Below are 21015 nucleotides of genomic sequence, written 5' to 3' on the forward strand. Positions count from 1 at the left end.
CTCCTAATTATCTTATCACTGAATCAATTGTTTCGGCTACTCTTTCAGTAGAATTTTCAATAGCTAAACTTTTAGCTTTAATTGCCATTTTCACTAATTGCTCTCTATTTAAATTTATTAACAAATTGAATAATGATTCAACATTAAAATCGGCTTGCTCAACAACATTTGCAGCACCAACATCAACTAAAGATTTAGCATTCCAAAATTGTTGGCGATCTTTATGCATGAATGGAACAAAAATGGCACCAATTCCAACAACTTCTATTTCGCTAACAGTCAAGGCTCCACTTCGACAAATAACAATATCTGCCCAACTATAAGCATAAGCTACATCAGTAATAAATTCAGTTACTTTATTATTTGTTATATTGCAATCCTTATAAGATTCAATAACCTGATCCAACATTCCTTTGCCAGTTTGATGCCATACAATATAGTTTTCCCCTAATTTAGCTATCACTTGAGGTACAATATCATTTATAATTTTGGCACCTTGACTCCCTCCCATTACCAGAATTCTAATTGGTCCTTCGCGATCTTTAAATCTTTGCATGGGCTCTGGTATATTGAGTAGATCAGTACGAACAGGATTACCTACAATTTCAGCTTTTGGAAATGCAGTAGGAAATGCTTGTAAAACTTTAGTGGCAATCTTCGCTAACCACTTATTGGTTAATCCAGCAACACCATTTTGTTCGTGTATTACTATCGGAATACCAAGTGTTTTAGCTGCAAAGCCACCTGGACCAGAAACATAGCCTCCCATACCTAAGACAACATCAGGACGATAGGCCTTTAAAATTTTCCTTGCTTGCAACATCGCTTTTAAAATTTTGTATGGTGCTTTTAATAATGCAAGCACGCCTTTACCTCGTAATCCAGATATTTCTATAAAGTCAATATCAATACCATTATCAGGAACTAATTGCGCCTCCATACGATCAGCTGTACCAAGCCATCGCACTTGCCAACCCTGCTTCATTAAATAGTGCGCAACTGCAATCCCTGGAAAAACATGTCCCCCTGTTCCTCCTGCCATAACCAATAATTTCTTCATTATTTTATTGACCTTATTCTTGCTTGTGCTTGTTTTCGCCTAAATTCAAAATCAATTCTAAGTAGTATTGCAACAGCTATACTCATTACAATTAAACTTGAACCACCATAACTAATAAATGGCAAAGTTAAACCTTTGGTTGGTAACATACCAGATGTTACACCAATATTCACAAAAGTTTGAAATCCAAACCAAATACCAATTTCACAGGCTAAATAGCCTGAGAATAGAACTCTCTCATTTAATGCCCGATAACCAATTGCCATAGCTTTAAAAGTTAAAAAGAAAAGTAATGCCAATAACGATATAACACCAACATAACCATATTCTTCCGAGATAATTGAAAAAATAAAATCAGTATGACATTCAGGTAAATACCCTAATTTGAGGATCGAATTACCCATACCTTGACCAAATAACCCACCGCTACCTATCGCCATTAATGATGCAATTAACTGATAACCAGAACCTGTTGCATCTTGCCATGGGTCAAGAAAGCTTAATAACCGAGCTAACCGATACGATTCAAATAAAATCAAACTAACTACAGTTAAAATACCTGTCGATAAAATAGCGATAAACTGCCACAATTTAGCACCAGCAATAAATAAAATACCAATAGTAACCATAAATAAAACAATAACTGTTCCTAAATCTGGTTGCAATAATAACAAAATAGACAAAATTGACATGATAGCCATTGGTTTAAAAAATCCCCAAAAACCACTTTGCACTTCATCTGATTTACGAGCCAAATAACCAGCTAAATACAAAAATAATGCTAATTTAGAAAGTTCAGCTGGTTGGAAATTAAATACACCTAATGGTATCCAACGTGACGCACCGTTGATTGAAGTGCCAATACCCAATACTACAACTAACATCGCGATAACAAGAATTAACAATACTGTGCCAAACTGTTGCCAACGTTGCATAGGAACATACAAAGTAATCAGTATTAAAAATAATGATATACCAAGTTGAATTAATTCACGCTGAGTATAAAAAAAAGGATTACTTTCACTAAATGACATGGAAGCTGATGTAACCATAGTTAAACCAAATACCATTAAACCAATTACTGTCCATAATAATTGATTATCAAATGGCACATGTGGGTTAACTTGCTTTTTAATCCCTAAAAGATTCATTACGCATTTCCTTTAGTCACTTGCTTAGCTAATTTTACAAATTGTTCCCCTCGTTCTATATAATTTTTGAACTGATCTAAACTTGCACAAGCTGGAGAGAGTAAGACGACATCATCCGATACAACCTTTTGGGCAATAATTTGCATCGCTTCTGCTAAAGTTTCAGTCATAGTTGTAATATTGGGTACTAACTTCGCAAGCAATGAGCGATCCCTTCCAAAACAAAAAATTTCAAGATTGCTGCTTTGTAAATAAGGAACTAATGGTGAGAAATCAGCTGATTTACCATCTCCACCTAATAATAGAAACAACTTTCCTTTACAAACTACACTTTTTAAAGCTGATTCCGTGCTACCTACATTGGTTGCTTTGGAATCATTAATCCATTTCACACCATTTTTTTCTAAAACTAATTCAAAACGATGTGGTAGACCTTGAAACTCAGCAATGGTTGCTAAACTAAATTTTCGAGAGATCATTAATCTATCAACAATGGCCAAAGCAGCTAATGCGTTTAGATAATTATGACAACCTGTTAATTTCATCATATTAGTTGCCAATACTGGTTGTTCCTTAGCAATCAAATAATCACACTGACTATTTAAGTGATAATCCCCTTGTGTCAATCCAAATGACAATATATCAGTGTGATTGTTCTCAGGAATTGTTAATTTATCATCATAATTAATAACACAACATTTAGCATTGTGATAAATACGTTGTTTGGCTTCAACATATTGCATCAAACCATGAGGATAACGATCCATATGATCTTCTGAAATGTTTAAAATGGTAGCAACCGTTGCGCTTAAACTTGTGGTTGTTTCTAATTGAAAACTTGATAACTCAAGCACATATATATCACAATCTTGCTTTAATAAGGTTAAAGCAGGTCGTCCAATATTGCCTCCAACCCCTACTTTAATCCCAGCAGATTTAATTATTTCACCAACTAAAGTTGTGACTGTCGTTTTACCATTAGCTCCGGTAATGGCTACAATTTTTTTATTCGTTTGCTGATTAACTTCACGACAAAAAAGCTCAATATCACCAATAATTTCAATACCTTTTTCAGCCGCTTTTTGTAATTCAGGTGTTGATATTGCAATACCAGGACTGGCAATGATTAAATCAGCTTCAAGTAACCAATCAGCCTTTAATCCTCCTAAATGATAAACAATACGCTTATCGAGTTGATCTAATCCAGTTGGCGATAAACGCGTATCAATAACTTTAGGAATAACATTTTGAGCAAGAAAATAGTCGACACAAGAAAGCCCTGTAATGCCTAAGCCAATAATAAGGACATTTTTGCCTTGATAGCTAACCATGATTTAATCCTGATCTATTTTTATTTAACGTAATTTCAATGTTAATAAACCAATTAATACTAACATTAATGAAATAATCCAAAATCGAACAATTACTCGTGGTTCAGGCCAACCTTTAAGTTCATAATGGTGATGAATAGGTGCCATACGAAAAATCCGCTTACCTCGTAATTTGAATGAGCCGACTTGTAAAATCACCGATAAGGTTTCAATAACAAATATGCCACCCATGATTAATAATAAAAATTCTTGGCGTAATAAAACTGAAATAATACCTAATACACCACCTAATGCCAGTGAACCGACATCGCCCATAAATACCATTGCCGGATAAGTGTTAAACCATAAAAAACCAAGTCCCGCACCGATAATTGCTGTACAAACAATCATTAATTCAGCACTAAATTTAATATAAGGAATATGTAAATACGCGGCAAAATTGATATTGCCTGTTGCCCAAGATACCAGAGCTAAACCTGCTGCAACAAATACAGTTGGCATAATAGCTAATCCATCAAGACCATCTGTTAAATTAACCGCATTACCGGCCCCAACAATTACAATATAAGTTAGTAAAATAAACCATAATCCTAATTGCGGTGCTACATCTTTAAAAAATGGTATGACAAGTACTGTCACAGCGCTATCTTTACCATAAGCATAAAGTCCAAATGCAACAATTAATGCAATAACTGATTGCCAAAAGTATTTCCATCTGGCGATAAGACCTGCTGTATTTTTACGAATCACTTTTAAATAGTCATCAGCAAATCCGACAATTCCATAACCAATTAACACAAATAAGGTTAACCAAACGTAAGGATTACGAAGATCTGCCCATAAAAATACTGACAACGAAATTGATGCCAAAATAAGCGTCCCTCCCATCGTAGGGGTACCTTTTTTACTAAAATGGGATTCAGGACCGTCGTTACGTACTACTTGACCAATTTGTAGTTTTTGTAACCAATTAATGACTTTTTGCCCCATAAATAAAGAAATAGCCAATGAGGTTAATAAACCCAAAATAGCTCTAACTGTTAAATAAGAGATAACATTAAAAAAGGTAAAATGTTTAACTAAATATTCAGATATCCACACCAACATAATTTTAATCCTGACTCATTCTAAATTGTTTAATAGTTTCTATTAAGTTTTCCATTTTTGCACTACGTGATCCTTTTACAAGCATAGTTAATGTTGAATGCTGACATAATAGTGTTAACAGATAATTAGCTGCATCTGGTTGGTTAGCAAAATGATGCCCAACTTGGCTAAATTCACTTATAATTCGGCTTAGGTTTCCTACACTAACTACACAATCAAGTTGGTATTGCCTTGCAAGTTCGCCTATTTGCTGATGATATTTTTCGGCGTCACGCCCTAATTCAGCCATATCACCTACTACTAATACTCTATAACCTGGCTGTTTAGCTAAAACTTGAATTGCTGCAGTCATTGAGCCAACATTAGCATTATAAGAATCATCCCAAATCAATTGGGTTGAATTTAATCTTATTGGGAATAATCGACCTTTAACCGGCTTTAAAGAAATCAGACCTTGTTGAATTTCTTCAAAATTTGCACCAACCGAAATAGCTAAAGCTGATGCAGCAATTGCATTTGCAACATTATGTTGCCCAACTAATGGTAATGTTATTTCACATTCACCTTGCGGTGTATGTAATGTAAAATTAGTAAACTCGCCTTCTCGAATATTAGTAGCATAAAAATCTGCCGATTGTTTAGATAACGAAAAAGTCCAAACTTTTTTATCTTTTAAATTAGTCAGCCACTTATCTGAGCAACTATCCAAATTGATGATAGCAATATCGCCTTTGGATAACCCTTGAAAAATTTCACCTTTTGCAGTTGCCACACCATCAAGTGAACCAAAACCTTCAATATGAGCATGCGCAATATTATTAATTAATGCAGTTTGTGGTTTGACAATATTGGTGGTATAGGCAATTTCACCAATATGATTAGCGCCTAATTCAATAACCGCAAACTGATCTTGTGGGGTTAAACGAAATAATGTAAGTGGTACCCCAATATCATTATTGAGATTACCTTGTGTATAAAGTGTTTGTCCACAATACTGTAAAATTGCAGCGGTCATTTCTTTTACCGAAGTTTTGCCAGAAGAGCCAGTGAGTGCCACAACTTTAGCTGAACTTTGTTGTCGAATGAAAGCAGCAATTTGTCCTAATACTTGGTGAGTATCTGCAACCACAATTTGCGGTAGTAAACCATCAAGTTTACGGTTAACAATAACTGCAATAGCACCATCTTTGATAGCTTGATGGGCAAATTCATGACCATCAAACTTATCACCGACTAAGGCAATAAAAAGTGAATTTTTAACGATTTTACGCGAATCTATACTAATTGAATCAACAATCACTGCTTCATCTTCAATATTGTAAGACTTACCTTTGACTAAGGTTTTAATTTGCTTAATAACTAATGGAATCATAATTGATTCTCTACTCCTAAAAGCTGTTTCACTGTTTCTTGATCTGAATAATGATATTTAGTGTTACCAACGATTTGATAATCTTCATGACCTTTTCCTGCAATAAGAATCACATCATTTAATTCAGCTTGTGCAAATGTTTGTGTAATGGCCTCAACTCTATTGGTAATTACTTGAACTTTGTCACTATTAAGCAAACCTTGCTCAATATCGGCAATAATTTTCATCTCATCTTCAGTTCGAGGATTATCATTAGTTAAAACAATTCTATCAGCAAATTTTTCTGCCACTTCACCCATTAAAGGTCTTTTACCCTTATCTCTATCACCACCACAACCAAAAATCACCCATAAATTGCCTTTACAATGAATTCGACTAGCTTGCAAAGCTTTTTGTAGTGCATCAGGTGTATGTGCATAATCGACAATTGCGGTCGGGGAGTTTTTTACATTGAATACTTCCATTCGTCCACAGATTGGTTTTAGAAAAGATGCCATATTAGTAACAGCAAAAAATGGAAAATCTAGTGTCAATAATGTTGCTAGTGATAATAATAAGTTTGAAACATTAAATTCACCTAATAATCGGCTATTAATAATTGCATTACCCCAACTTGATTCCATATATATTTTGGCGCCTTTATCATGATATTCAATCATTGATACGCCAACATAAGGTATATTTAATGCTTTCAATTGACGTAATGATTTTGGTTGACATGATACTGCTGTTGGCTGGTTAAGTTTTTCAATCCAACGTTTACCATAGTTATCATCATAATTAATTATGCTTTTACCAGAATATACTACTTGCTTTTCTTTTGCTTCTGGACTAAATAATGACCATTTTGCTTTAGCATATTTACTCATGGTTTTATGATAATCAAGATGATCCCGACTTAGATTGGTAAATACTGTTGCTGCACAACTTAATCCTTTTACGCGATTCATAACTAATCCATGTGAAGAGATTTCCATTGCAACAACTTTGACTTGTTGTTTTACAAACTCAGCTAACAATGTTTGAATATCTATTGGTGAGGCAGTTGTATTTAGTGATGGTTCAAGGTGATTATAAAGTCCATTACCAATAGTTCCCATAAGAGCACTTTTTTCATTCAATAATGTTGCGCATTGCGCTATCAGTTGCGTCACTGTTGTTTTGCCATTAGTACCAGTAACACCAATAACAGATAATTTTTTAGAAGGCGACTGATAATAGTCATTTGCAATAATTGATAATCGCTTAGATAATTGCAACACACTTATTTGTGGAACAAGCTTTGCTTGTTGTTTAATATATTTTATTTTTAGATCATTTGTTTTTTTGTTGGTTTCAGTCAAAATTACCGCAGCACCAGCTGAAATAGCTTGAGAAATAAAATCACGGCCATCAAAAACAGAACCTTGTATAGCAACAAAAACATCGTTGTTATTTACCATACGACTATCAATACGTAAGTAATTTAGAGGGAAATCATCCAAATCGAAATTATTATCTCCCCCTAACAAACTAAATAATGTTTTAAACGTAGATATTGCCACCACTTACCACCACCTATTAATAAATAATCACAGGACTATCAACTTGCCGATCAGGCTGTACATTCATTGTTCTAAGCACCCCCCCCATAATGCGGCTGAACACAGGAGCAGAGACAGAACCACCGTAATATTGACCTGCTTTGGGATTGTCAATTACCACCACTAATGAATATTTGGGTCTAGAAGCCGGAGCTATACCTGCTGTATAGGCCAAATATTGATTAACATACCGCCCACCTGATAATTTTTTTGCGGTACCTGTCTTTACGCTAACACTATATCCGGGGACTGACGCTTTCGTTCCTCCACCAGTAACAGCTACCGCTTCCATCAAGTGAACTACGGTTTTAGCTATCTGTTCTGGTACCACGCGCTTACCTTTAACTGGCTCAGTCACCTTAATAATTGAAACTGGTCGATAAATTCCGTAACTGCCAATTGTTGCATATGCTCTTGCCAGTTGTAATGGCGTCACACTTAAACCATAACCAAATGCAAATGTGGCTCGTTCAATATCAGCCCATTTTCTTGTTCTATCTGCGGCAATTGAGCCACTAGCTTCCCCACCTAAACCTAGCCCAGTAGGTTGACCTAAACCAAAACGACTGTAATATTCAACAAGATCACTCGATTGCATTTGCAAAGCAAGCTTACTTACCCCAACATTACTTGATTTTTCTAAAATACCTGCTAAATTCAGTGTTTTTTGATATGACACATCTTTAATTTCATAACGATTTACATAAAATGGTCGTGTATCAATAACCGAATTTAAGTTTGCAACTTTCTTTTCCAAAGCAGCCATTACTACTAAAGGCTTAACTGTAGAACCTGGTTCAAACGCATCTGTTACCGCTCGATTTCGTAATAAATTATAATCAATTGTGGCACGGTTATTCGGATTATAAGATGGGCTAGTTGCCATTGCTAAGATTTCACCAGTATGTACATCAATTAATACCGCCGTTCCACTATCTGCTTTGTTAAATTCAACAGCTTGACTTATTTCTCTAAACATTAAAGATTGTAGACGTTCATCAATACTTAATGTTAAATCGGAAGCTATCTCACTCTCTGTCCGTTTTAACTCTTCAATAACATGTCCACCTCGGTCACGTCTTACAATTCTTTGACCAGATTCACCAACCAACCACTTATTGAAACTTTTCTCAATACCTTCAGAACCCCTTTCAATTCCATTGTTATCAATACTAGTTAATCCAACTAACTGTGCAATATTTTCAGCAGCAGGATAATAACGTTTTGAAGTTTTAGTAAACGAGACCCCTGGTAATTTTAATTTTTTCAAATAATCCGATATTGTTGGCGTTATTTGTCTGGATAAATAAACAAATCGCATAGATGGATTATTCAATTTTTCCTCAAGTACTGACATTGGAATATTCAATGTTTTTGCCAATCCCTGCCAACGAACATCGTCGGCATTTACCCCACCTTTTTGTACCACAATTTTAGGGTCTGCCCAAACATCGAACATTGGCACAGACACCGCTAATGCTCGACCATTACGATCGGTGATCATTGCTCTGGGGGCAGCCATATCTTGATGACGAATCGAACGCTTATTACCTTCGGCAATGAGTTTTTCTGGCTCAATAATCTGCAAAATCGTCATTCGAATAATTAGACAAATAATAGCAAAAACAATCAAACCATATACAACATAAAAACGATTAGGGCTAAAAAAATGCCTATTAATCATCATGTTATTTACTTTTCTTGTTTTTACAACTTTTTTAGCTTTTTTTTTAGTAACAGGTTTCATTCGTTACTCTTTATCACAATAATCGTTTCATTTTGTGGCGTAACATAATTCATTCCTAATTGATTTTTAGCTTTATCTTCAATCCGCTTAGGATCCGCAAGGACATTCTCTTCAATTACTAAATTACGCCATTCACTCTCTAAAACATCTTGTTCTAATAAAAGTTGTTCTCGTTCATATAACTGTTTACGTATCTGTTGTGTTGTTATTAAAATCGCACCAGCTGAAACAATAATAAGTATCAACAATAGCAATGACAATTTTTGATGACCAATTAAATCACCAATAATTAACCCAAATAAACTTTTGCTTATTTTTTTGGGATTACCTTCATCAATATTATTAAGGTCATTACCATTATTTGGGTTATTGTTCATTTTTTCTTTCTGCTACTCTTAATAATGCACTCCGAGATCTCGGATTATCATCAATTTCAACAGTACTTGGCTTAATTTTGCCAAGTGATTTTAATTTAGTTCCACCATATTGTTTAATTTGTGCTTCTGTAAGTGGTAAGCCCGCTGGTAGCTGGGGTCCCTTACTATGCTTAGTGATAAATTGCTTTACTATTCTATCTTCTAGAGAATGAAAACTAATTATTGCCAGTCTTCCATGATTAGCAAGCATAGACAAACTACTATTTAATGCTTGTTCAACTTCTTCTAGTTCACTGTTAATGTAAATACGAATAGCTTGAAAACTTCGTGTTGCCGAATGTTTGTTTTTATCTTTCTTAGGAATAGTTTTTTCAATTAAGTTAGCTAGTTCCAATGTTCTTGTTATAGGTGATATTTTATTACGCTCAACAATGGTTCGAGCTATTCGTTTTGCGAATTTTTCTTCACCAAAGGTTTTGAGTACCCATGCTATATCTTCTTCATTACTGTTTTGTAACCATTCGCTTGCTGTCATCCCTTTATTGATATTCATACGCATATCTAAAGGTCCATCATGCATAAATGAAAACCCTCTTTGCGGATCGTCTAATTGTGGAGATGAAACACCAAGATCTAACAAAAAACCGTCAATCTTGCCCAATAATCCCAAATTATCAATATATTGTTTTACATTTGAAAATTCGCCACGAATAAAAGTAAATCTCGGATCTGTAATTTCTAAAGCTGCTTGCTGCGCACGGTCATCACGATCAACTGCAATGAGTCGACCGTTTTTACCGAGTTGCTCAAGTATCAGACGAGAATGTCCTCCACGTCCAAACGTACCATCAACATAAATACCATCTTTTTTTATATTTAGTGCTGCGACAGCCTCAGTTAACAAAACTGTTTTATGTTGATAAATCATCAATTTTTTACTCTTTTTAAATGGTCAAACTTTTCAAATTATCAGATAAGTTTTCAATATCTGCAGATAATGCAGCTATATCTTCACTAATTTGTTGGTGCCAAATTGATTCATCCCAAATTTCGAATTTATTAGATTGTCCAACTAGCATTGTATATTTTTCTAACTTAGCATAAGCACGTAATGTTGGCGGTAATAAGATTCGTCCAGAATTATCCATTGGACACTCTGTTGCATAACCTAATAATAAACGTTTAATTCTACGTTCGGCTTCAATAATTGCTGATAATGTAGAGAGTTGTTGTTCAATATATTTCCATTCAGACATAGAGTAAAGTGCAAGGCAAGGATGATATAAACCAATCGTACAAACCATACCTTCAGCCAAATATTCACGATAGCGGGTTGGAATAGCCATCCGCCCTTTACTATCTAAATTGACTGCAATTGCGCCACTAAACATGAAAGTACCATTATTTATAAATTTTTATTATTTATAAATTATTAATAATCAATCAATTAAATAATTCATTTACTTTTACCACTTACTCCCACTTTTTACCACAAAAATTAGTAAATTAATAGATATTTAATTAATTAATTTATCTGGATATAAAAGCTATTTTAATAGCCTAAATACTAAACAAGAATTAAGATATTGGGAGCTATGATTAACTAAAAAAAGTAAAAATGGTTGAAACATTAACGTTTGAAGCAAAACCTTTTGTTGTTTAATTTATAAACAATAGGTTAGAAATAAAAAATAGGATAAAAATAGAAAACAATATAGTTTTGCCAACTATACACTGTTGGCAAAACTTATAAAAATTAAGATGCAGTCCAAAAAATAGTTATATTTACTTTATCTTGTTGCAAAATTGCACGAATTGGCATTTCGGTAATATTATTACCTTTTTCTGCTTGTTCAAGCACATTCATTTTAACTTGACCAACTAAATGCAAATAAATATTTTGACTATTTAAAATAGTTGGCAATGTTAATGTAATTCGATCAAAAGGAGCCGTTAAAGGTGTCATACCAATCACTTTTCGATCTGATTGCATATCTAATCCCGCCGCTAAATTAGCGGCTCTAGGGAATAGTGATGCCGTATGACCATCTTCTCCCATTCCTAAGATTAAAACATCAAATGGCATTGGGAACTTTGTGAGTAACTTATCAGTTATAACCGAACCAACAAAAGGATTTTCACAGCTATTTTTTAATCCTACAAAATTAGCTAATTTAGCTTTATTTTGTAACAAATATGTTTTCACTAATTTTTCGTTACTGGCTTCATGAATATCATCAACCCATCTATCATCAACTAAAGTGATAAACACACGATGCCAATCCAAATCTTGTTGGCTAAGCATGATAAATAATGGAATAGGTGTTGTTCCTCCCGATACTGCTAGTGAAGCATGTCCTTTTTGTTTAATTGCTTGTTTTAACGCACTTACAATATGCGCATTCAAATCTTCATTTAATAATTGACTGCTCGCATATTTGTTTAATATAAACATCTTTATGCCCTCTTATTCAAATTCATGCCATGAATGCCCATCTTTAGTTATTAAGGCCACTGAAGCAACCGGGCCCCAAGTGCCTGCTTGATAAATTTTTGGTGATTCCTTATAAGCATCCCATGCATTAATAATCGAGTCAACCCACTTCCACGCTGCTTCAACTTCGTCACGATGTACAAATAATGCTTGGCGTCCACGCATGACTTCAAGTAATAAACGTTCATAAGCATCTGCACTGCGTTGGTGATAAGCTTCACTAATACTTAAATCAAGTTTTGTTGTTTGCAAATTATGAGTACTATCTAATCCAGGTACTTTATTTAAGATTTCAATATCCATGCCATCTTCGGGTTGTAAACGAATAGTCAATTTATTTTGAGGTAGCTCAGGAAAAGATTGACTGAATAAATTAAGGGGCAACGATTTAAAATAAACAACGACTTCTGAACATTTGCTTGTTAAACGTTTTCCTGTACGTAAATAAAACGGCACGCCAGCCCAACGCCAATTATCAATATCAACACGAATTGCAACAAATGTTTCAGTGTTACTTTCTTTATTCGAACCGTCTTCTTCTAAATATCCTGGCACGTTAATACCATTAATAAAACCTGCAGCATATTGACCACGAACAACTTTTTCGTGAATATTGCTTTGATCAATTGGCCTAAGAGCATTAAGCACAGCTATTTTTTCAGTTCGTATACTATCATCTTTAAGATCGGCCGGAGGAGCCATAGCAATCATAGTTAAAATCTGTAAAAGGTGATTTTGTACCATATCTCGCATTTGACCAGCTTTATCAAAATATCCCCAACGACCTTCAATACCAACTTGTTCCGCTACTGTAATTTCAACATGATCAATAAAATTACGATCCCAAAATGAAGCAAAGAATGTGTTTGCAAAGCGCAATGCAAGCAAGTTTAAAACAGACTCTTTACCTAAATAATGATCAATACGATAAACCTGTGATTCATTAAAAAATTCTGCAACAGAATCATTAATTTCACGCGATGATTGTAAATCGGTACCAAGCGGTTTCTCCATTACTATACGGTTTTTCGCTTGATTTAATCCCGCTTTTGCTAATCCTTGACAAATAGTACCAAAAGATGCCGGGTGCATGGCAAAATAAAAAATTATAGGGTAAGTATGGTTAAGTTTACGTTTTAAGCCATCAAAAGCAGAGGTATCGTTCACATCCAATTTATGAAAATTAAGCCGTTGACTGAATTTTTGCCAAATTTCTTCATCTAATGGCTCCGACATAAATGTAATTAATGCCTCCCTCGCTACATTGGTATATGCAGTATGATCCCAATCAGCACGACCTACACCTAAAATTTTTGTTTCTTTAGGCAATTTTCCATACTTTTCTAGTTTATACAGAGATGGCAATAACTTTCGCCTTGTTAAATCCCCTTTGGCTCCAAAAATAACTAAATTGCAGGCTGGGATATCAGACATAACTTTCTCCTAATATCGATTGGCACACATTATTTTTATATTATGTTAAACCGTAAGTATACCTCTAGTGAAATTAATTGTCTAAATTGTAGCAATAGGTGCTAGCGTTGATTTAAAAAAAATCTTAAATAAAAAAAGGTCACCTTATTGGGTGACCTTGTGATTAATACAGTTATTGGATAATATTTTAATGTATAAAGATATTATACTCGCAAAAAGTCCATATGTACTAATTTTGGTTTGAATGGATGGCGTTGTACCGCTTGTACTTTAGCTTTAACAGTTTTACTACCAACCTTAATTGATAACACTTCAGAATAGAATTCTGGTTTTTCTTGCATATTAAAGATTTGGTTGTGATCAAGCACAACAGATATAGCAGGCTTAGTTCCACCATAAATAATGGCAGGAAATTGACCAGCGTTACGCAGGCGGCGGCTCGCACCCTTACCATGCTCTTTTCTTACTTCTGCTTTTAATGTAAACATGTTTATTTCTCTTAGTTTTTTAAAATAAAAACCAATTACAGGCGACCCAGTAGTTGGCTATCAAATTGGTGCTTTATAAAGCGAAGGCGATTATAAAGTCTTCGCTATATAAACGCAATCAAATATTCAATCTATCATTGAACTAATTAAGCATAATTGCATAGATATAATTATCTATCTGCAATTTTAAACTAATTCTATTTTAAAACCGTATGTTGTTTTTTGCATCATTGATAATTTAAGTGGTTTATTTATGCAAGCAGTTTCAACACAAACCATCGATTGGTACTCTTCATCAGCAAAGTCAGCCATCGATTTGGCTTTATCTATCCATGGATTCCAGGTAACTACATCACTTGCTTCTGTATTTGTCAGTTGAATGGTTCTGTCACCATCACTAATAGTGATGATTTTGTTTGCATTATTATAAATACGATCGACTTCTTGATTAAAGGTAAGTTGCCCCTCAATCGCTGGTTTGTTAACTACCGCTAAACGTTCTTCATAGGTTTTTCCTAAACCTTTAACTACAACATTTGCTATATTATTAACACCGAAATAGGTATGTAATGCACTGGTTGCTTCAAAGTCACCTTGACAACTTAATGTAATTTGACACGTTTTCCCTAAATGGATTGTGAGCCAAACATTAAAAGGTTTGGTAAAAAATGCTTGTGTTTGTTGGTTATTAGTGAGTGATAATACTAATTCGACTCCATTTTCATCTTCTTTACATGAATCTAATGTCCAGTCAACAATGCGCGCAAAACCATGCATGGGATCACCTAATTTACCGAACCAAGGCCAACAAACAGGTACACCACCACGAATCGCTTTACCATGTTTAAAAATAGCTTTTTGACTTAACCAAATAACCGGTGTTGATTCAGTTATAGGTTGCCAAAATAATAAATGAGCGCCTTGAAGCGAAACTGCAGCGGAACAAATTTTATGTTTAATAACTAAAATAGGCAATTCACCAAATGTGGTTTGTTGAACCGATGGGCTTATTGATTTTTCTGAAACGCTATTATTTAAAATATCCTTAAAAATACTCATACATTCTCCTGCAAAATAACTGTGATTAATAATAAATTTTAAAAATTACTGTTGATTGTACCCTTTTTGTTTTAAATATAAAAATAACAAAAGGTGTAAAAAAGCTATTTTTATTAAATTAAGGTAATATAACGCGTTATTTTACTAATTAGGTTAATTATCAGCTATATTTATTGACAAAATCTTTCAGGAAAAGCATATGTTTCAGTATAAAATACCAATAAGTTTATATATTCACATGCCATGGTGTGTGCAAAAATGCCCTTATTGTGATTTTAATTCACATACAGTTAAAAATGAACCTGATTATAATGCTTATATTTATCATTTGATCAGAGATTTACAACAAGATGTCAAGCTTTGTTCTAATCGAACCGTTTCTTCAATTTTTATTGGTGGGGGAACACCGAGTCTTTTTACGGCTGAACTTATCAATCAATTATTAATTAACATCAATAAGATTATACCAATAGATAAAAATGCCGAAATTACTATTGAAGCAAATCCAAACTCGGTAGATGCTGAAAGATTTAATGGGTATCAACAAGCAGGTATAAATCGTATATCCATAGGTGTGCAGAGTTTTCAATCCGATAAGCTTGCCAAATTAGGACGAATACATAATCCTCAAGAAGCAATAAATGCCGCGAAACTGGCACACACATTAAATTTGCATAGTTTTAATTTAGATTTAATGCATGGTTTACCAAATCAAAATATTGATGACGCATTGTATGATCTAACACAGGCAATTGAAATTAAACCACCACATTTGTCTTGGTATCAATTAACCATAGAACCCAATACATTATTTGGATCTAAACCACCAGTTTTACCTGATGACGATAAACTGTGGGAAATTTATCAACAAGGACATCAATTGTTGACTCAACACGGTTATCAACAATATGAAACATCTGCCTATGCTAAACCTCATGCCCAATGTCAACATAACTTGAATTATTGGCGCTTTGGGGATTATTTAGGAATTGGTTGTGGAGCACACGGTAAACTTACCCAAACAAATGGGCAAATCATTCGCACAATTAAAACTCGTCACCCTAAAGGCTATTTGCAAGGACGCTATTTAGAAAAATCATATACAGTAATTCAAGAAGACTTACCTTTTGAATTTTTTATGAATCGTTTTAGGTTATTTGAACCAACACCAAAAGAAGAATTTGAACAACGAACCTTTTTACCATTACAAACCATCAACAAACAAATTGCTTTAGCTATTGAAAAAGGCTATTTAACTGACAATAAACAACATTGGCAAATAACTGAAAATGGGAAATTATTTTTGAACTCATTACTAGAGATTTTTTTATAGTTTCAATAATAATTACTATTTTATATCTGTTAGGTTGAAATTATTATCAGTTAACGTTCAATTAACAAATTTAATACAAACTATTTAAGTAATTATTGTTATCTATTTACATACATTTATATTAAAAAAGTGCATAATTTAATGACAATGTATTTATTTCATTGTTTTCCTATTCCTTATTTTACCCAATAACTTGGTTATTGGGTTTTTTTAATTGGATACTAAAAAAGTAATTTTAGCTACTTAAGGGTAACCTTAGAAAGGAATGCTTCTATTTCTGCTAATGTTGGCGTTCCCTCCATCGGTCCTATTTTTGATACCGCTAATGCACCACTAGCATTGGCATACTGTAATGCTTTTTTTACCGAATATCCCGCCAACAATAAACTCACAAAAGTTGCATCGAAACAGTCCCCAGCACCTGTTGGATCGATAGCATTTGTCATGTAACCATCCATATGAATCATTTGATAATTATGATATTTATCATATCCATAATAATTAGCGCCTTGAGCGCCTTTTTTCACGACGATATGTTTAATGCCTTTTTTCAGTAGCCCATACATTATTTGCGGTTCGCTTTCACCAATATTATGAGCAAAATAACTGACTTCGTTTTCACTCGGTAAAAATATATCTGTATATTCCATAATGTAATCAAACGATTGTTCCATTTCTTGAATATCGAACATTTCTTTTCGCAAATTAGGATCAAACGAGATTGTACCACCGCTACCTTTTATGATATCTAATGCTTTTCGCATTGCATCAATGGCACGAAATGAGTATAGCGAAGACCCCATTACATGCAAATGAGTACAATTTTTTAATAATTTTTCATTAATATGATTAAATGACAATAAACCACAAGCACTATTGGGAATATTAAAAATAAAATCTCTTTCATTCATACCTTTATAGGTAACAAAAGTGCTCCCAGTATTGGCTTTACTATGCGATGTGATACCGTCAATAATAACACCGTCTTTTTCCAGTCGCTTAATACACATTCGACCAAATGCATCTTTGCCAACACAGCTAAAGAAAACGACTGGAAAACCTAATTTTGCAACTTGATCGGCAAATATCGCAGGGGCTCCACTTGGAAAAGGACCTAAAAATTCACCATCTTGATCAAACCGTTGATTTTGCTCTTTCGCTAAAAACTCAACAACTAACTCCCCAAAAGTACAAATTTTAACGCTCATTTCATGCCTCGGGTAATATTATGATAAGTCACACAATATTTATTTGTAGTATATTGTTTAAAATTTGTTTCAAGTAATTGTTGATGATATTCAGTTACAGTAGGTCTTGATAATATGACCATATCCATATGCTTTAATTTACCAAGAATATTATTATCATGATAAGAAACAATTTGAGGTAAAATTCCAATCGTGTGTTGAGTAATTTTGAGTATTTGTTGATATGTTTTAAGCTGCTCCATATTTTTAATAACGACTTGATTATCCTTATTAATTGCAGCTAATTCGACAATAAAATGAGAAATAGTTAATTGATTCAAAAATACCTTAACGGTCTCTGGATCATATAAAATGTTCCCGTCAAGTAATGCACCACCAACTAAAATCACTTCCGCATCTAAAAATTCTTTAACCAATTGTGCATTACTAATATCATTCATAATGAGTTTTAGAGATTTTTTAGTATGCAAAAATGGAATGAGTTTTCGAATCACATTACCATGACCCAAAAAAATAGTTTCACCATCATTAATATAACTTAAACAGGTTTTTACTAAACCAATTTGACTGTCGATAGTAGTTGAATTATTTGAAGCTGGGGTAGTTGTTCTATTTAAATCTGCTTCAGGTACAATATAAATAGCGCCCCCAAATGAGCGTTTTAAATAACCTTGTTGTTCTAAATAAGTTAAGTCATGACGTATAGTTACATGAGAAACCTGCAACATGTCAGATAATTTATCAACTTTTATTTCACCTTGTTTGCGCACAATTTCCGCAATGTCTAATCGACGTTTTAATAAGGCTGAAGATACTTTAGCCAATTTCTATTTCCTATATTACAGATAAATATTAACAACAATGAAACTAAAATCTACTTTACAAACAAATAATACCAGTATTCAATTTTATGTATCATAACAGTCATTAATATTCACTTTCTTCCTGATATTTAAAGTGCACCGTTAACCATTAAAACTAAACTTTAGCAATGAAATTTATTTGGTTTTATTAGAATAACTTTCATTTTATAACTATAATTATTGGAAAATCCTTTTAATTCGGAGATATATTTAAAATTAATATAGCACAATAATAATTATCATTAAAAATCTTTATAAAAAAACTCATTTTTAATCTAGAAATCAAAATGTAGATAAACATAATTTTCTATTTTTATCTATCGCTTTTAATTTATTAAATCACATCTTCTATTTATAAAATTTTAAATTGTATATATCAACATTAATCTAACATATTGACTTAATTATATATTCATCTACATAATAATCATGCTTTTTTTAAAATAACGCGTAAATCTTCACCAACCATTTTCGTGGATTCAAAACGAAAATGTGGCGCTAATGACAGCTTTTGTAAATTAGTTAGTTTACACATATCTATTGCATTATGACCAAGCAACTTTGGAGCATAATAGATGATAAGCTCATCAATCAATTCTTGCTCAATCAATGCACCGGCTAATTGGGAACCCGCTTCAACCCACACCGAATTTATTTGTTGTTCGCCCAATGTTTTTAACAATATAGTTAAATCAATATTATTATTAGTTGATGATTCAATAATCAACTTGGTATTAGGCAACATAACAGGAATATTTTGCTTTCTAACTATCCATGTTTCACCAGGCTGTTTAAAAATATTTTCATCACCAGTTAGTCGGTGTTGACTATCAATAATAACTCTGACTGGCTGCCGTAGATTTTTTGGCAAATAGTTATGCTTTACATTATCAGGTAATTGAGCATATCGAACCGTAAGGCTAGCATTATCAGCTTGCACTGTCGATCGCGTACTCAAAATACAACAGGCTTGAGCCCGGAATTGTTGCACATCTTGTCGGGCAATGGTTGATGTGATCCATTTACTTTCGCCAGATGCCATCGCAATTTTGCCATCAAGAGACGTTGCAAGTTTAAGTTGTACATACGGCAAACCGGTACGCATACGTTTTAAAAAACCCTTATTGAGTAATTCAGCTTGAGCGGCTAAAACACCAACACTAACCTCGATACCAGCATCATTTAACCGCTTGATACCCTGACCGGCCACATTAGGATTGGGATCTTGCATAGCAATAACAACACGCTTAATTCCAGATTTAATCAAGGCATCTGCACAAGGTGGGGTTCGACCAAAATGACTACATGGCTCTAACGTTACATAAGCGGTGGCACCCTTAACATTATTGCCAGCCATTTGTAGTGCATAAACTTCAGCATGTGGCCCTCCGGCTTTTTGGTGATAACCTTGACCAATAATCTGATTATCTTTAACAATTATACAGCCGACATTAGGGTTAGGGGTAGTGGTAAAACGCCCAAGTTTAGCAAGCTCAATAGCTTGTTGCATATAAAATAAATCTTGGTCATTTTTCATAGTCATATAGGCAATTATTTTTGTTGTAACTTAGCAATTTCATTACTAAATTGTTCAATATCGTCAAAACTAAAATACACCGAAGCAAAACGAATATAGGCTACTTTATCTAAATTTTTAAGCTCTTCAATGACATAATCACCAATTAATTTAGTAGGTACTTCGCGTTCACCGGTTGCTCTAATTTTTGTTTTTATATGCGTAATTGCATCTTCAATAGCATCTAAACCTACAGGACGTTTTTCTAATGCACGCTTAATCCCATTTCGTAATTTATCTTCATTAAATGGTTCTCGTACTTTATTGCTTTTAATCACATTTGGCATAATTAATTCAGCGACTTCAAACGTGGTGAAGCGTTCATTACATTCAACACATTGCCGTCTACGACGAACTTGAAAACCCTCGGCAACAAGACGAGAATCAGTGACTTTAGTATCATCAGCATTACAAAATGGACAGTGCATAAGAATATCCTTATAATGAAATAATTTACATTACAATAGCCGAAATTATTGATTTAAACAAGATTTTACTTCAAGCAATATTTATTTTATTTTCATCTATTTGTAACAGCATTGTTAATATAATTATATAAAAAAACATATTAATCATCTATTGCACAATTTTAAAAGGAATTTAAAGGTTGCTTAAAAAATTTATATTATTAAGCACATTATTACTGTTGCCCCAAAAAGTTCCCCAATATGTACAAAAAGCAGAAAATTTTTTAGTTGATTTTTATGCCAAACGCAATTTTGATAAGACGGAACAACACCTAGCCAGCGGAAGATTTTTGTTGATATAGGAAAAGTAACAGATAAATTAGATAATTTAAATTTATTTAGAGCTCATTAATTTAAATATTTCG

The 21015-nt window shown here is 33.5% G+C and carries 19 protein-coding genes; 1 reads left to right on the forward strand and 18 read right to left on the reverse strand.

Annotated elements, in window-relative coordinates:
- Positions 1 to 7 precede the first annotated feature (7 nt).
- From murG to Q0K76_RS08350, 14 genes are all read right to left on the reverse strand, one after another.
- Complete coding sequence (gene murG, locus Q0K76_RS08285) at positions 8 to 1060, reverse strand: undecaprenyldiphospho-muramoylpentapeptide beta-N-acetylglucosaminyltransferase (protein ID WP_294614187.1); 1053 nt, start codon at positions 1058 to 1060, stop codon at positions 8 to 10.
- Positions 1060 to 2211, reverse strand: a complete 1152-nt coding sequence (ftsW, locus tag Q0K76_RS08290; protein ID WP_294614190.1) for a cell division protein FtsW — start codon at positions 2209 to 2211, stop codon at positions 1060 to 1062. Before ftsW ends, murG begins: the two co-directional genes overlap by 1 nt.
- Complete coding sequence (gene murD / locus Q0K76_RS08295; RefSeq protein WP_294614193.1) at positions 2211 to 3542, reverse strand: UDP-N-acetylmuramoyl-L-alanine--D-glutamate ligase; 1332 nt, start codon at positions 3540 to 3542, stop codon at positions 2211 to 2213. Before murD ends, ftsW begins: the two co-directional genes overlap by 1 nt.
- A gap of 24 nt (positions 3543 to 3566) precedes the next feature.
- Complete coding sequence (gene mraY / locus Q0K76_RS08300; protein WP_294614196.1) at positions 3567 to 4649, reverse strand: phospho-N-acetylmuramoyl-pentapeptide-transferase; 1083 nt, start codon at positions 4647 to 4649, stop codon at positions 3567 to 3569.
- 4 nt (positions 4650 to 4653) lie between these two features.
- Positions 4654 to 6021: a UDP-N-acetylmuramoyl-tripeptide--D-alanyl-D-alanine ligase gene (murF, locus tag Q0K76_RS08305; protein ID WP_294614199.1), complete on the reverse strand. Its 1368-nt coding sequence runs from the start codon at positions 6019 to 6021 to the stop codon at positions 4654 to 4656.
- Positions 6018 to 7565, reverse strand: a complete 1548-nt coding sequence (murE, locus tag Q0K76_RS08310) for a UDP-N-acetylmuramoyl-L-alanyl-D-glutamate--2,6-diaminopimelate ligase (protein ID WP_294614202.1) — start codon at positions 7563 to 7565, stop codon at positions 6018 to 6020. The genes murF and murE overlap by 4 nt, the downstream gene beginning before the upstream one ends.
- A 16-nt stretch (positions 7566 to 7581) precedes the next feature.
- Positions 7582 to 9351, reverse strand: coding sequence for a peptidoglycan glycosyltransferase FtsI (gene ftsI, locus Q0K76_RS08315; protein WP_294614205.1), 1770 nt, complete (start codon positions 9349 to 9351; stop codon positions 7582 to 7584).
- The gene (ftsL, locus tag Q0K76_RS08320; protein WP_294614208.1) at positions 9348 to 9728 is read right to left on the reverse strand and encodes a cell division protein FtsL; all 381 of its coding nucleotides are present in this window, start codon (positions 9726 to 9728) and stop codon (positions 9348 to 9350) included. Before ftsL ends, ftsI begins: the two co-directional genes overlap by 4 nt.
- Positions 9718 to 10656 carry a 16S rRNA (cytosine(1402)-N(4))-methyltransferase RsmH gene (gene rsmH / locus Q0K76_RS08325; RefSeq protein WP_294614210.1) on the reverse strand — a complete coding sequence of 313 codons (939 nt, stop codon included), beginning with the start codon at positions 10654 to 10656 and terminating at the stop codon, positions 9718 to 9720. The genes ftsL and rsmH overlap by 11 nt, the downstream gene beginning before the upstream one ends.
- 16 nt (positions 10657 to 10672) lie before the next feature.
- Positions 10673 to 11119: a division/cell wall cluster transcriptional repressor MraZ gene (gene mraZ, locus Q0K76_RS08330; RefSeq protein WP_294614213.1), complete on the reverse strand. Its 447-nt coding sequence runs from the start codon at positions 11117 to 11119 to the stop codon at positions 10673 to 10675.
- 365 nt (positions 11120 to 11484) lie between these two features.
- Entirely contained in the window at positions 11485 to 12183 is a 699-nt protein-coding gene (gene pgl, locus Q0K76_RS08335) for a 6-phosphogluconolactonase (protein ID WP_294614216.1), read from the reverse strand.
- A 12-nt stretch (positions 12184 to 12195) separates the two neighbouring features.
- Positions 12196 to 13656 (reverse strand): glucose-6-phosphate dehydrogenase, encoded by a 1461-nt coding sequence (gene zwf, locus Q0K76_RS08340; RefSeq protein ID WP_294614219.1) that lies wholly within the window; start codon positions 13654 to 13656, stop codon positions 12196 to 12198.
- Positions 13657 to 13859: 203 nt separating this feature from the next.
- Positions 13860 to 14144 carry a 50S ribosomal protein L25 gene (rplY, locus tag Q0K76_RS08345; protein WP_294614221.1) on the reverse strand — a complete coding sequence of 95 codons (285 nt, stop codon included), beginning with the start codon at positions 14142 to 14144 and terminating at the stop codon, positions 13860 to 13862.
- A gap of 186 nt (positions 14145 to 14330) precedes the next feature.
- Positions 14331 to 15203 (reverse strand): D-hexose-6-phosphate mutarotase, encoded by an 873-nt coding sequence (locus tag Q0K76_RS08350; protein WP_294614224.1) that lies wholly within the window; start codon positions 15201 to 15203, stop codon positions 14331 to 14333.
- 199 nt (positions 15204 to 15402) lie between these two features.
- On the opposite strand from Q0K76_RS08350, the gene hemW reads away from it, so the two are divergent.
- On the forward strand, positions 15403 to 16536 hold the full coding sequence (gene hemW / locus Q0K76_RS08355; protein WP_294614227.1) for a radical SAM family heme chaperone HemW: 1134 nt from the start codon (positions 15403 to 15405) through the stop codon (positions 16534 to 16536).
- Positions 16537 to 16775: 239 nt separating this feature from the next.
- Here hemW and Q0K76_RS08360 read toward each other — a convergent pair whose 3' ends face one another.
- The 4 genes from Q0K76_RS08360 to nrdR form a co-directional block, all read right to left on the reverse strand.
- Positions 16776 to 17744, reverse strand: a complete 969-nt coding sequence (locus Q0K76_RS08360; RefSeq protein WP_294614230.1) for a sugar kinase — start codon at positions 17742 to 17744, stop codon at positions 16776 to 16778.
- On the reverse strand, positions 17741 to 18568 hold the full coding sequence (locus Q0K76_RS08365) for a DeoR/GlpR family DNA-binding transcription regulator (RefSeq protein WP_294614233.1): 828 nt from the start codon (positions 18566 to 18568) through the stop codon (positions 17741 to 17743). The genes Q0K76_RS08360 and Q0K76_RS08365 overlap by 4 nt, the downstream gene beginning before the upstream one ends.
- 466 nt (positions 18569 to 19034) lie before the next feature.
- On the reverse strand, positions 19035 to 20150 hold the full coding sequence (ribD, locus tag Q0K76_RS08370) for a bifunctional diaminohydroxyphosphoribosylaminopyrimidine deaminase/5-amino-6-(5-phosphoribosylamino)uracil reductase RibD (RefSeq protein ID WP_294614236.1): 1116 nt from the start codon (positions 20148 to 20150) through the stop codon (positions 19035 to 19037).
- 8 nt (positions 20151 to 20158) lie between these two features.
- Positions 20159 to 20611, reverse strand: coding sequence for a transcriptional regulator NrdR (nrdR, locus tag Q0K76_RS08375; RefSeq protein WP_294614239.1), 453 nt, complete (start codon positions 20609 to 20611; stop codon positions 20159 to 20161).
- Positions 20612 to 21015 lie beyond the last annotated feature (404 nt).

Origin of the sequence: uncultured Gilliamella sp., from assembly GCA_945271295.1 — a bacterium.
Classification (GTDB): domain Bacteria; phylum Pseudomonadota; class Gammaproteobacteria; order Enterobacterales; family Orbaceae; genus Gilliamella.